The following is a 12,811-nucleotide window of genomic DNA, read 5'->3' on the forward strand; positions in this document are numbered from 1 at the left end:
CTCCGATCTAATACACAGGACGGTCCATACAAACTTAACTATTTATACCCTTTTATTATCAACTCTCTCTAAAGCAATATCACTGATGTCCTGTTCATCAATATCCAGACCTCTCCAATAAGTTAATGGATACGCAGCATTACCTACTATCATTTCACCTTGTTTTATCGTGAAGCTCCCGCCTCTTTCTAAGAATTTTATAATGGGTTCATACAAGTTAATATATTCAATTGCTTGATTTAAGCCTTGATCTGCTAATTCTGTAATTTCTAAATAACAGTAGCATATTGCCTTCATATATGGATTTTGAATAATACCAAGATTCGGACAGGATTTATATACTTTTTCATCTACAGTTTCACCAATAGTTCTAGCGAAACTAAATACGGGGTATCGATCTACTGACGTATCCATCTCATTTAAGAAATGATTGACCCGTCTAAGGTACTCTTTAATTAGAACATGGTATGACTCTAGTGCCTTTTCCCCTAAATCCTCAAATGGAATTAACGATAAACGTTCTACAGCTTTATTTAATAATTGCCCCATACAATCCTCCATTTATTTAAACATTTTATTAAAGAAATACTCTTCGTAACCAGGAAATGAATTATTAGGTTGTTTCGGTGCGTTCTCATGGGCTCCTGGTGGAAATCCATCATATCTCCCTTTTTCGTGATTCCATGATTCTAAAGTACGATACTTTTGGCCTTGCGACATAAACTTTCGTTCAGCGAGTTCATGGTCAGCCAATTGCCTGAACCATGTTTTTTGTTCAATAGATAGCTCACCCTTTTGTGCCGTTTTCCATGCATATGCTATCTCATCATCAGCAATAAAGCGTTCCATTTTATACTCTTTACCACCAGGTTGAGGAACTTGATGTTTGCCAAAGAACAAGTGCTTTTTCATGCTTCTTATTTCATTAACGCTCATTCCTGTATTGGAAGCTACATCCTCAACATCTTTCATTTTCAATTGCCTTATTGATTCATACTCTGCTTCTGCCGCTTTGTCATAATCTCTCATTCCCGATCCAGTGAACTTCTGACCCGCCTTTGTTCTCTCATTCGAGTCTGTCTGGATCTTCTCTGCCTTCACCTTAGCAGCCTCAATATGCTGTTTAATCTTCGCCACAGCAGGATTAGAAGCTGGCAATCGATGCGGCCCTTTACCGCCCGGCATACTCCCACGAACCATCTGAATCGCCATGAATATCTGACTAAACTTCAGAGAGGTCACCATCATCTGAGCATACTTATCGGATACAGGCTCTCCTGTCGTAGGATGAATCCCCATCTCAAACGCCTTGATCTGTAATGCAAAAATATCTTCTCCAGGCGGTTCAACGTTCACAGCTTGCATGCGATTAAAGTCCAGATTTCCCTGATCCCTCTGATAAGCCTGAAGAGCAGCCTGATCCGCAACACCATTCTCGTTGACCGGCATCCATACCAATTTACCAAACATATTGATTTGAGCCATCCGATATCCCTTATCACCCGAACTTGAATCACCTGATGATTTGGTCATCATAGCTGCGGCACCGACTGCTCCAAACGCACTGCCCAGACTTCCCTTCTGAGCATCTGCATCTTGGAATCGCGTGGCGATATCCTTCAATTCCTTTGATGTGTTCACCATACTCTCCAGCGCTTTATCCAGTATAGGTCGTGACTGCTCGAACTCATAGTAAAATCGCTCCTGCGTCGCGCCCATCCACATCATCTGAACGAACATGATTTGTCTCGTCAGATCACTTCGTATACTCTCCAACTGTTGTCTGGCTTGATCCACCTGATTCGATACGTGATGTAGTTGTTCAGGGGCAACTTTGATTGTACTCATAACGTTTCTCCGCTCATTTGAAATAGGATTATCCTATGTTAGCAGAAGTGTAATATGTAAACTATCCGGCTAACATCCTGATTTCACCATGGTAAAGACACAAGCCGTGCTCCTCATCGGTGCTATGGTCCTATATGCATATACCCACTTCAAGGCATATCCTACCAGTTTCAGTAAATAGCTTTCCTACTTCATTTCCTCCAACATCACCCGATACCGCCCAATCTGCTCTGCTGTCGCCTCTTCGCGCAATGATTCCAACAATGCCGTGCACCTTATAACATACCGATCCATCCCTAGCTTATCCGCTAACCTAATCGCCTGCAAAATGAATTCAACGGCCTCCTGTGGTCTTCCCATCCACTGTTCATACAAAGCCCGCTGATAACAGTAATGGTACATATCATCGTTGTTTGAAGAATCCACTTCTCTGCCATCGCCCTGCATTTGATCCTCGAACACATGTAAAACCCGATCAATCTGCCACCTATACCGCACTGCGGCTTCCGTAATCACTTTCAGACCTGCCAAACCTTCCTCCGGATGCTCAAGCAAAAAGTCCACAAGCTCCTCCAGCAGCTCCACCTGCCCGGCTTCAATCTCAAGAACATACCGATTCACATGTGCCTTATGCCTGAACTCCTGCACCACCTGCATATCTACCTCATCCAGATCCTCCATCCACCCCAGTTCTGCATACTGATCGATACATGCTCGCGCCTGATCTACCTGTCCCATCTTCTGGTGAGCCATACCTCGCATTAGGTGACTGAACCCATAATAGTAGACCAAGGGCCGCTCGATGTGTATATGTGGTGCAGGCACTCCCTTTGACTGATACTCCTGCCGCTCTTCATGGATGGACTGCACACATTGATATAACATGTCCGCCCTCTCGATTACCTTGTTCCAATTTTCAAAAGCCATAGCCATCTCCAACATTTCAACAATGATATCCGGTTTGAGTGATTTTAGGATAGATTTTCGCAAAGAGGTCCCTCCTTAATTATCCATTTTTTTATAATTGTATAGATAAATCAAAAGAAGATCAACCTAAATTGTACTTATAAGTACTTTTATTAAGCTATACAGTTTGCACATATTAGTCTGTAAGGATTCTATAACCTCTTCTAACCTTAAGTGGAGGTGATCAAATGAGTTTACCAGAGGACGTAGGAAATCGAATTCGTGAGTTAAGGAAGGCAAAAGGCTGGACTCAGGAACAACTGGCGGAAGCTGCAGGTCTTCATTACAGCTATATTGGTGGAGTTGAACGGGGAGATCGTAACATTTCGTTGGAGACTCTTGAGAAAATAATAAATGGATTGCAGGTCACAGCTGAAGAAATTTTTAAATTCAAAGAAGACTCGGAGTACAAAAGAGCTTTGGACGAACATATAACTTTAATAAGCGGCAAGAGTACAGATACAATCGTATCATTGACTAAAATTAACAAAGAAGTTTTAATTGCTATCGAAAAATCACATAATAATTCCGATTAAATATATCTGTATCAACATCATTCTTTAATACAAAAAAAGAGTGGAGTACATCCCCACTCTTCTCTTATTTCCCTCAAACAACTCCCCGCTCCAACACCCCAAACTCCACTCTGTTCCTCCCATTCTGCTTCGCCTGATACAACGCCTTATCCACCGCGGCGAACAGCTGCGTCAAGTACCCCTCCGGATTCTCCGGCACATGCACAACCTCAAAATCCTCAAAGGACAGAATCCCAATACTAATCGTAATCGACACCTGCATAATCTCGTGATCCACCACAATGCGGTTGGACTCCACAGCTGTTCTAACGCGCTCTGCGATTTGACTCGCCAAATCATGCTCCGTGTGCGGAAGGTAGATCATGAACTCTTCCCCGCCATAACGCGTCAGGATATCCGTACTGCGAATCGATTGTTTAACCGCCTCCGCCGTGCGGACGAGCACTTCATCCCCGATGACATGTCCGTAGCGATCATTAACCGCCTTGAAATAGTCGATATCGAGCAGCAGGAGTGAGAACGGTGTTTTGTATTGAATATTGGTAATGACCTCGTGATTCAGGTGCTGGGTCAGATAACGGCGGTTGTAACAGTTGGTTAAACTGTCCGTCAGCGCGAGTTCCTCCAGTTTTCGATTGGCCTCGGATAACTCCTGACGGATCAGGTCCAGCGCCTGATTTCGCTCCTGAAGCGTCTCGTTCTGGCGATTCATCTCTTTCACATAGAAGCGCTCCTGCGAGACGTCCTGGAACGTAAGGATGTGACCGATCGGCACAAGAGCCGAATCCACAATCGGAGACGATTGCAGGATATATTGCCGAATCGTATCATCCCGTTCCACGATCAGTTCAATATGAGCCAGGGTATTTTCCTTTTGCCTGTAATGATTCAGGAACTCCCGATAACTACCCGCGACATAGACAGATTCCAGGAAGGCTCCCATATCAAAAGAATCCCCCACATGCATTTTCATAAAGGATCGAGAGGCCTTGTTCGCTTCAACAATAACTTCATTCTCATCCAGTACCAGGATGCCATATGGAATGGTATTGATTACGTCCTCATGTGCGATGGAGACCAGATCGAATACATTGTATCTTTTGATCACATAGACGAAGAACAGGTCCGACAGAAAGATCCCCAGCGAAGTCATGCCAGGAATGATGGGCAACCAGCGAGCTAGCACGACATTTAGAATGGCATCAATTGTTGCAAAGACAGCCAAGACCAGGATGCCCCACAAGGTGATCCGCACCTGTTTTTTGATCATGGCAGATGTTTGTGATGAATACACCGCCCGGAACAGAATGACGAGGGACGCCAAGAAATAGCTCACCAGAATAGCCATCACAACCCAGAACCAAGGGCCGTAAGCCCGCTCGATGTATCCACCGTCCAGTGGAATGACGAATTCATTCCATGGATTGGCGACCACACCTATAGCCCCGATCACCGCAGGCACAAATAGCAGGAAGGTTCCTTTTGCACTCAACCGCTCCGCGTAACCGGTAATGAAGATCGTCAATAGAAGCCACCCACTCCCCAGCAGGGAGACCGCGACAAAAGACAACGTAACATAGAACAACTGTAGACCGGAATCATCCGTGAGTGTGCTCGCAAATTGGCAGAAAGGCCAGAGCATCATCAACCCGTGAAACAAAAAGTACACCTTATGTAATTTCGTAATTCTAACCGTAGCAAACACATATACACCTACACCGAACAATAGGACAAATAAAAAGAGATCATACCATACTAATGGGTTCACGAATCTTCTCCTTCTTAGATGCTACAATGACAACGTGGTTGTTCATGATTCTATTTGATTCTTATGTAAAACTTCAATAAACACCTATACTATACCGCTATGCAATCTTATTGGTTAATTTAACCATATCTTATCACACCACTTTAAGGGTGAGTAGCCCATACACTGGAAGTCCGACCAACCTCTGATCGAAATCCTGATCTATTTCTGATGATTTATGAATGCTTTTGAAGGTTTGGAGTGCAAACAGGAGAGTACATCATCTGCTCGGGAGGTATTAGACATCATCAAGTGATCGATATTGAGCCATCCGGCTACCGGACGGCCCTTGTATCATTCGGTTACTGTATTTAGAGGGAGATTATCCGTGAACAGATCAGGATTATCCTTGAGCATCTCCGTGATTACTTCTGCCGTCTTAGCCGCATCACACACTCTTACGACCGCATCGCCGAGCTTGCCTTTACGCATCGCACCTTCGCGAACCAATACCTCATCTACTTTCCAGAAATGCTCTGACCACGGCAACCCACAATGTCTGCGGGATGGTACTGAAATTCGGCTTCCATCTGGTAAAACCGTATACAGCATCTCATGCTCGTCCGTCATTCTGCCAGGGATGTCCACCCACTCTTCGACCCCATGGATAAATGTATTCCGCTTCAAGTCAACGCCCACTAACAAGATCGTCGCTTTCCGATCAAGCAGTTTCCCCCATGCTGAACCTCTCGCACATGGTGTATCGAAGAGATGATCATCCTTTGTAAATGCCTCTGCGTCCCGTCCCAGTGCCGCTACCGAGTGCGTCGGGTGCCACGAACGAACCACGCCCGGACGTTTACGGAAAAGCTCAGGCAAAATACCTACGCAGCATACAGAATTTTCCACGTGGAACATTGGGTTATCCGCATTGATGGTAGACCACGTATGGGTGGGAAGCACCAGCAATCCGTCTTTCATATAATCGCTAAAGGCATCCCACACGGTGTCTGCTCCACCTTCAACCTCGCCTATACTTTTCATTGAAGAGTGAATAAGCACCGTACTTTGCCCATCCAATCCGAGCTGCTCTAGTTGCTGCATCAAGCTTTCTTTGGTATACATGTCCTTCCTCCTTCATTTCTTAACCTTTTCGATGAAAAAGCAAATCCTTGCTCCGCTTCACCTCATGCTTCTCAGCATAACAAACAAAGGGCCGAGGGTTAACCCCCGGCCACAGAGAAAGAATTTGTATAAGTTCAGGCAGTAGCTGCCAATCCACGTTTACTTAATAATAACGTACTCCAGATTCACCAGTTTCGCATATGTTACGATCTGATCTGTTGTCAGGTTCAAGGATACCACCGTGTGGTGACCGCCACCATTTTCGATCCATGCTTTTACCCCGTCCTGGAAGTTTGGCTTCACGCTCCACAGAACACGTGCTACCGGCAAGTTAGGTGCTGGAACAGTTGGCTCAAATGCGGATACTTCGTTGATCAGCAGTTTGTAATGTGTTCCGAAGTCTGCCATGGATACTACGACACCCTCGCCTGCTTTGCCGTCGAACACAAGACGTGCCGGATCTTCGCGATCGCCAATACCCAGTGGGGACACGATGATTCTCGGTTTCGTGCTGGCAAGTGTCGGATCTACTTCAAGCATGTGAGATTGCAGGATCGCTTCCTGTCCAGTGGCCATCTCGTATGTGTAATCTTCCATGAAGCCCGTGTTCTCGTTATGGGCCATGATTTTTAGCAAGCGATCCAGCGCAGCTGTTTTCCAGTCACCCTCACCGGCGAATCCGTACCCTTGAGCCATCAGGCGTTGCACAGCCAGACCCGGAAGTTGTTTCATGCCATGCAGATCTTCGAAGTTCGTCGTGAAGGCGCTGTAACCACCTTCGTCCAGGAACCGTTTGATCGCAATTTCATAACTCGCTTGCACACGTACGCTGGCTTCCCAAGCTTCCTTGCTGTTTGTGCCATAGTCGAATTCGTACAGGTCTTTATATTGAGCGATCAGATCGTCGATTTCCTGCTCTGTTACAGCGTTCACGTATTGCACGAGGTCGCCAATGCCGAAGTAATCAACGGTCCATCCGAACTGGATCTGTGCCTCTACTTTATCGCCTTCAGTCACGCCCACGTTACGCATGTTATCACCGAAGCGAGCTACTTTGATGTTAAAGCTTTCATTATAAGCTACCGCTACGTCCATCCAGTCGGCAACTTGCTGTTGCACTTCCGGGCGCTCCCAGTAGCCAACAACGATTTTATTTTGTTTTCTCAGACGTGCATTGATGAAGCCATATTCGCGGTCACCGTGAGCGGCTTGGTTCAAGTTCATGAAGTCCATATCAATGGTTGCCCATGGAATGCTTTCGTTGAATTGGGTTGCCAAGTGCAGCAAAGGTTTTTGCAGCAATTTTGTACCACGGATCCACATTTTCGCCGGGGAGAATGTATGCATCCATGTGATGACACCCGCTACTTCGTCGCGGTAGTTAACTTCCTTCATCGTGCTTGTGATTTTATCTGCGCTTACCGCCAAATCCTGCAATACGAGCGGGTACGGCAGTACACCGCTTGCGTTGAGGGCATCCGTGATTTTCTGTGCGTTGGCTTTTACTTCGCCCAAGGCTTCTTCTCCGTACAAGTGCTGTGAACCGACGACAAACCAGAATTCTTTTGCTGCTGACATGTAATCATCCTCATTTCATTATTTTATAGTTGAACTAGTGGGTTTACACTAGCACACTGCGCAGCCAGAATAATCTTTCGATCGCTGGTTATCCCCGGATTTTTCTGATTCCCTTTTTTAAAGGGAAAATCCTGTGATAAAGGCGAACGCTCCGCTTCTCCAGCTTTCTTCTGTCTTCTCCGTTATCGTGTAAAAAGTATAGTTGAACAAGTCATTCCCACACTAAACCACTTGGAAGCCAGAACATGCTTCCAATCACTGTTATAGCCTAATTACTTCTGTCCGTAATACGCGTCTTTTCCGTGTTTGCGCAGATAATGTTTATCCAGGATGCCTTGCGGCAGTTCCTTCGCGAAGTTATTCAATTGCCGCGCGTACAGGTTCATTTTGCACACTTCCTCCAGCACGACACTGTTCACCACCGCTGACTTGGCATCTTTCCCCCACGTAAATGGTGCGTGACCATGGAGCAACACTGCCGGAACCGCCATCACATCAATTCCACGCTGTTCAAACGTTTCAATAATGACACGTCCTGTCTCCGCTTCGTATCCGCGATCCACCTCGTCCTGGTTCAGGAAACGTGCGCAAGGCACAGCCCCATAGAACGTGTCCGCATGTGTGGTTCCCATCACAGGTACGTCCAATCCGGCTTGCGCCCAGATGGTCGCCCATGTGGAGTGCGTATGCACGATGCCACCAATCTCCGAGTAATGCTTATATAGTACGGCATGTGTTGCGGTATCCGAGGAAGGTCTCATCTCACCCTCCACGACGTTACCGTCCAGGTCAACCACAACCATGTCGCTTGCCTTCATCACATCGTAGCTAACGCCACTTGGTTTAATGACGAACAGACCGCTTTCCCGATCGATTGCGCTGACGTTACCCCATGTGAATTTCACAAGTCCGTGCTTGGGCAGTTCCAGATTCGCCTGGAATACCTCTTCTTTCAATTGTTCTAACATGTTATTCCCTCCCGTTTTCTACCAGATGGTTTACAGCTGCATGCTCAATCGCAAGCCCACTCCGGTAGCGTTCGATAAATGCTTCAAATCCCTTCACATCCGATGCATCCGGTGCCACTTCGACTCCCTCCACATCGTTAAAGACCTTCTGCTCCAGGAACACATCCAGGCTCTCCTCTTGATCCTTGTTGATCATGTACGAAGCCAGAAGTGCCATGCCCCATGCGCCGCCTTCACCAGCGGTAGACATGACCGACACCGGTACGTTCATCGCAGCAGCAACAATCCGTTGTCCGACCACAGGGGTTTTGAACAGGCCACCGTGGGCCAGAATACTGTCAATCGACACCTGCTCCTGCTCCGTCAAAATATCCATGCCGAGCTTGAGCGCACCGAAGGCACTGAACAGATGTGTCCGCATGAAGTTTGCCAGACTGAAGTTGCTTTCCGGGGAGCGGACGAACAATGGACGGCCTTTCTCAAGTCCCGTAATGTTCTCACCGGAGTAGTAACCGTAGCTGAGTAAGCCGCCACCATCCGGGTCTGCCTCCAAAGCCTTGTTAAACAACACGCTGAACAACTTGCCGTTATCCACTTCATATCCCATCGCTTGAGAGAATTCACGGAACAGTCCCACCCATGCGTTGATATCACTGGAACAGTTGTTGGCATGTACCATCCCTACTGGACTGCCATCCGGCGTGGTGACCATATCAATCTCGGGATACACTTTGGACAATTCCTTCTCCAGTACAATCATGGCAAATACGGATGTGCCGACCGAGATGTTCCCCGTACGTTTTCTCACGCTATTTGTTGCCACCATACCCGTTCCGGCATCACCTTCTGGCGGACACAGTGGAATACCTGCTTGCAGATCTTGCGAAGGGTCGAGCAACTTGGCTCCCGCTTCCGTCAATGCACCTGCATTCTCACCTGCGAGATATACCTTGGGCAGAAGGTCCTCGACTTTCCATGGATAACCTTTGCCCGCGATCTGTTCATCGAACTGTTGGATCATGGTTGGGTGGTAATTATGTGTAGACTCGTCAATGGGGAAAATGCCTGAAGCATCGCCGATGCCAATCGCCTTATTGCCCGTCAGCAACCAGTGGATGTATCCAGCCAAGGTTGTCAGGTGATCGATCTGTGGCACATGCGCTTCTTCGTTCAAAATCGCTTGGTACAAGTGGGCGATGCTCCAACGTTCCGGAATATTGAATTGCAGAAGTTCGGTTAGCTCCCTTGCAGCTGCTCCCGTCGTCGCGTTACGCCACGTGCGGAAAGGTACCAGCAGTTCACCCGCGTTATCCAATGCGATATATCCGTGCATCATGGCTGAGAATCCGATCGAACCGACTGTTCTCAGCGTGATTCCGTATTTCTGTTCCACCTCTTGCTTCATCTCACGATAAGCCGTCTGCAGACCTGTGATGATATCCTCCTGGTTGTACGTCCAATATCCGTCTTTCAGAAGGTTCTCCCATTCATAACTGCCTGACGCAATGGTCTCAAAACGCTCGTCAATCAACACCGCCTTAATCCGCGTTGATCCAAATTCAATTCCGAGTGAAGTAGCACCATTGGTAATGGCTTCTTTCAAGTCCAGTTGACTCATAATCACGTGTATCCCCTCTCCGGTCGCGATTTCACATCCCATAGGATGCATATATAAGGTGAAACTTCTACTTATGGCAGTGACTAATCACGATTTTGGTATAAAAGGTGGTTCAAAAAATCTGTCTTCTTAAAAGAATGCGCTTTCCTTTTCTGACAGCCTTAGTATATTTTTTGTACGTACATTTGTCAATAATATATAATAGTTATACTTACAAAGAACACATATTGTACTCTATTTGACCATTCAAAGGTCTTATACAGCTATAAAACGGCTATGCTGTAAGGTACACCTCCATGCAAAAAAGCCGGATATGTACGGTTTATTTCGAAAAATGTTCGGTTTTATTTGCTTCCCATCTGAATCATGCTAGAATATGTACGTACAACTATTGGAATAATGACGTTAATATAGATGAGTAACGATGAAAGAAGTGGACTACGTGAAGCCAAAATACCAGGTCATCATTGATGATATAAAAAGTCATATCCTTTCAGGGACATATAGCATAGGCGAACAGATTCCAACCGAGCTGGCATTACAGGAAAGCTACACCGTAAGTCGCCAGACGGTGCGGAAGGCCATTTTAGAGTTATCGAACGAAGGATTTTTACGAAGCGAAAAAGGTTCAGGAACCTACGTAAGCAATCAGTATCGATCACGCTCAGGCGGTAATACATCCAAGAAAACGATTGGTGTGATCACGACGTACATTTCCGATTATATCTTTCCTTCCATTATTCGCGGCATTGAGAGTCGCCTGAATGAGGACAACTACTCGTTACTGCTGGCCAGCACCAATAATGATGTGGCACAGGAGAAAAAAGCACTCGAAATGATGCTCTCCTACGGTGTGGATGGCCTGATTGTCGAACCGACCAAAAGTAATCTCTATAATCCTAATATTGCGTACTACCTCTCATTCAAGGAGCAGGATGTACCGTTTACGATGATTAATGCGTTCTATGAAGAGTTGGAGGTTCCGTTCTTCTGCCTGGATGACGTGCAATCCAGTTATCTTGCTACACGGGAATTGATCGCCAAGGGTCATACCCAAATCGGCATTATTGCGAAAATGGATGATTTGCAAGGGAAATACCGAATGAAGGGGTACATCAAAGCGCTGGGTGAAGCGAAGTTACGGTTCCACCCGGAACAAGTACTTTCCTTTGATACCGCCTCAAAACCAGAGTTATCTTCCAATGTAGCTACGTATCTGGCCGAAAACAGGGATTCGCTCACCGCAATCGTCTGTTATAACGACGAGGTGGGGCTAGAGGTCGTGCACGCTTGCAGGCAACTGGGTATCTCGATCCCGGATGAGTTATCCATCATTGGTCAGGACAATTCGTATATCGCCAAGAACGCCAACATTCGGCTCACCACGCTAACCCATCCCCAAGAACAAATGGGCCGTGATGCTGCCGACTGGGTAATCAAGAATTTGCAAGGCAAAAAAGATCTGCCGACGAATACCTACTATCAGCCGGTGCTGGTTGAGGGAGAGACGGTGAAGGAGATCGAAGTGGAATAAATAAACCAACTCAGCATTACCAAGTGACTGTTTATTTTCGTTTTCTTCTTGGCAATAATGATAGGACTCATGATATGTTCAGAGCTTATTAATTCAGAAGGAAAGGGCGGGTACCTTGGGGTGGAAATCATGGAAATAGTGAAAGATAGTTTGCTGGTTGCAGGAAGGATTTTTACGATTTTCCCGCTCATGCTCATTGTAGGTATGTTCATGGGCAAACGTTCTGTTGGTGAACTGCCTGTGTTCGACTTTCTGGTCGTCCTTAGTTTGGGGGCTGTTGTAGGTGCTGATATTGCTGATCCCAAAATTGAGCATATCCATACCGCGGTGGCGATCATATTAATCGGTCTTACACAGCGGCTCGTTTCTGTTCTGACGATTAAATGGAGGAAATTTGGAAAACTTATCACATTTGAACCAACTGTTGTTGTAAGTCAAGGCCAGCTCATTGTCCCCAACTTGAAAAAAGTAAAATATTCGGTGGACAACATTCTTCAAATGCTGCGTGAAAGAGATATATTCCATCTAGGCGATGTTGATTTCGCCATACTGGAGGCCAACGGCAAGTTGACCGTTTATAAAAAAGAATTAAAATCTGCTCCCTCTCTTGAAGATTTGGGCCTGGTCAAGCAAAAGAAGAGCGTCTCCTACCCTTTGATCATAGAAGGAAAGGTATATGAAGACACCCTGTCCTATGTGCAAAAGGATACCACCTGGCTCGCATCACAACTTCAAACACGAGGACTACGTCAGGACAACATCTTTTTTGCAACTGTAGATGACAACGGTGAGCTGTATATCTCAGAGGAGCACTCATCTGCGAAGCTTCCCCCTATTCAGCATTGAATGAACACAGTGTGGAATCCACTCCCCCTAACGAGTGGCCGAATT

The 12,811-nt window shown here is 46.2% G+C and carries 11 protein-coding genes; 3 read left to right on the forward strand and 8 right to left on the reverse strand.

The window, feature by feature from the left end; all coding sequences use genetic code 11:
* Positions 1 to 42: 42 nt before the first annotated feature.
* The 3 genes from ABTV53_RS28535 to ABTV53_RS28545 form a co-directional block, all read right to left on the reverse strand.
* A complete protein-coding gene (locus tag ABTV53_RS28535; protein ID WP_433749105.1) occupies positions 43 to 549 on the reverse strand; it encodes a hypothetical protein in 507 nt (168 codons plus the stop codon).
* A 12-nt stretch (positions 550 to 561) separates the two neighbouring features.
* The gene (locus ABTV53_RS28540; protein WP_433749108.1) at positions 562 to 1,848 is read right to left on the reverse strand and encodes a WXG100 family type VII secretion target; all 1,287 of its coding nucleotides are present in this window, start codon (positions 1,846 to 1,848) and stop codon (positions 562 to 564) included.
* A 186-nt stretch (positions 1,849 to 2,034) separates the two neighbouring features.
* Positions 2,035 to 2,838 (reverse strand): DNA-binding protein, encoded by an 804-nt coding sequence (locus ABTV53_RS28545; RefSeq protein ID WP_433749111.1) that lies wholly within the window; start codon positions 2,836 to 2,838, stop codon positions 2,035 to 2,037.
* A gap of 164 nt (positions 2,839 to 3,002) precedes the next feature.
* On the opposite strand from ABTV53_RS28545, the gene ABTV53_RS28550 reads away from it, so the two are divergent.
* Positions 3,003 to 3,350 (forward strand): helix-turn-helix domain-containing protein, encoded by a 348-nt coding sequence (locus ABTV53_RS28550; RefSeq protein WP_421896155.1) that lies wholly within the window; start codon positions 3,003 to 3,005, stop codon positions 3,348 to 3,350.
* Positions 3,351 to 3,423: 73 nt separating this feature from the next.
* On the opposite strand, the gene ABTV53_RS28555 is transcribed toward ABTV53_RS28550, so the two are convergent.
* The 5 genes from ABTV53_RS28555 to ABTV53_RS28575 form a co-directional block, all read right to left on the reverse strand.
* Complete coding sequence (locus ABTV53_RS28555; RefSeq protein ID WP_433749116.1) at positions 3,424 to 5,118, reverse strand: histidine kinase N-terminal 7TM domain-containing diguanylate cyclase; 1,695 nt, start codon at positions 5,116 to 5,118, stop codon at positions 3,424 to 3,426.
* A 333-nt stretch (positions 5,119 to 5,451) separates the two neighbouring features.
* Positions 5,452 to 6,222 carry an AAC(3) family N-acetyltransferase gene (locus ABTV53_RS28560; RefSeq protein WP_433749119.1) on the reverse strand — a complete coding sequence of 257 codons (771 nt, stop codon included), beginning with the start codon at positions 6,220 to 6,222 and terminating at the stop codon, positions 5,452 to 5,454.
* Positions 6,223 to 6,381: 159 nt separating this feature from the next.
* The gene (gene araA / locus ABTV53_RS28565) at positions 6,382 to 7,800 is read right to left on the reverse strand and encodes an L-arabinose isomerase (protein ID WP_421896147.1); all 1,419 of its coding nucleotides are present in this window, start codon (positions 7,798 to 7,800) and stop codon (positions 6,382 to 6,384) included.
* A gap of 272 nt (positions 7,801 to 8,072) precedes the next feature.
* A complete protein-coding gene (locus tag ABTV53_RS28570; RefSeq protein WP_047840995.1) occupies positions 8,073 to 8,768 on the reverse strand; it encodes an L-ribulose-5-phosphate 4-epimerase in 696 nt (231 codons plus the stop codon).
* Position 8,769: 1 nt separating this feature from the next.
* Positions 8,770 to 10,386 (reverse strand): xylulokinase, encoded by a 1,617-nt coding sequence (locus tag ABTV53_RS28575; protein ID WP_433749124.1) that lies wholly within the window; start codon positions 10,384 to 10,386, stop codon positions 8,770 to 8,772.
* 442 nt (positions 10,387 to 10,828) lie between these two features.
* Here ABTV53_RS28575 and ABTV53_RS28580 point away from each other — a divergent pair, with 442 nt between their 5' ends.
* Together ABTV53_RS28580 and ABTV53_RS28585 are read left to right on the forward strand one after the other, a co-directional pair.
* Positions 10,829 to 11,920, forward strand: coding sequence for a GntR family transcriptional regulator (locus tag ABTV53_RS28580; RefSeq protein WP_433754367.1), 1,092 nt, complete (start codon positions 10,829 to 10,831; stop codon positions 11,918 to 11,920).
* Positions 11,921 to 12,049: 129 nt separating this feature from the next.
* Positions 12,050 to 12,766, forward strand: a complete 717-nt coding sequence (locus ABTV53_RS28585; RefSeq protein ID WP_433749127.1) for a DUF421 domain-containing protein — start codon at positions 12,050 to 12,052, stop codon at positions 12,764 to 12,766.
* Positions 12,767 to 12,811: the final 45 nt, after the last annotated feature.

The sequence above is a fragment of the Paenibacillus amylolyticus genome (assembly GCF_050990605.1).
Classification (GTDB): Bacteria; Bacillota; Bacilli; order Paenibacillales; family Paenibacillaceae; genus Paenibacillus; species Paenibacillus amylolyticus_H.

What these genes read in the sequence shown, in the direction of transcription:
- ABTV53_RS28535 (WP_433749105.1), bottom strand. Translation starts at nt 549, where the DNA reads ATGGGGCAATTATTAAATAAAGCTGTAGAACGTTTATCGTTAATTCCA.
- ABTV53_RS28540 (WP_433749108.1), bottom strand. Translation starts at nt 1,848, where the DNA reads ATGAGTACAATCAAAGTTGCCCCTGAACAACTACATCACGTATCGAAT.
- ABTV53_RS28550 (WP_421896155.1), top strand. Translation starts at nt 3,003, where the DNA reads ATGAGTTTACCAGAGGACGTAGGAAATCGAATTCGTGAGTTAAGGAAG.
- ABTV53_RS28560 (WP_433749119.1), bottom strand. Translation starts at nt 6,222, where the DNA reads ATGTATACCAAAGAAAGCTTGATGCAGCAACTAGAGCAGCTCGGATTG.
- araA (WP_421896147.1), bottom strand. Translation starts at nt 7,800, where the DNA reads ATGTCAGCAGCAAAAGAATTCTGGTTTGTCGTCGGTTCACAGCACTTG.
- ABTV53_RS28570 (WP_047840995.1), bottom strand. Translation starts at nt 8,768, where the DNA reads ATGTTAGAACAATTGAAAGAAGAGGTATTCCAGGCGAATCTGGAACTG.
- ABTV53_RS28575 (WP_433749124.1), bottom strand. Translation starts at nt 10,386, where the DNA reads ATGAGTCAACTGGACTTGAAAGAAGCCATTACCAATGGTGCTACTTCA.
- ABTV53_RS28585 (WP_433749127.1), top strand. Translation starts at nt 12,050, where the DNA reads ATGGAAATAGTGAAAGATAGTTTGCTGGTTGCAGGAAGGATTTTTACG.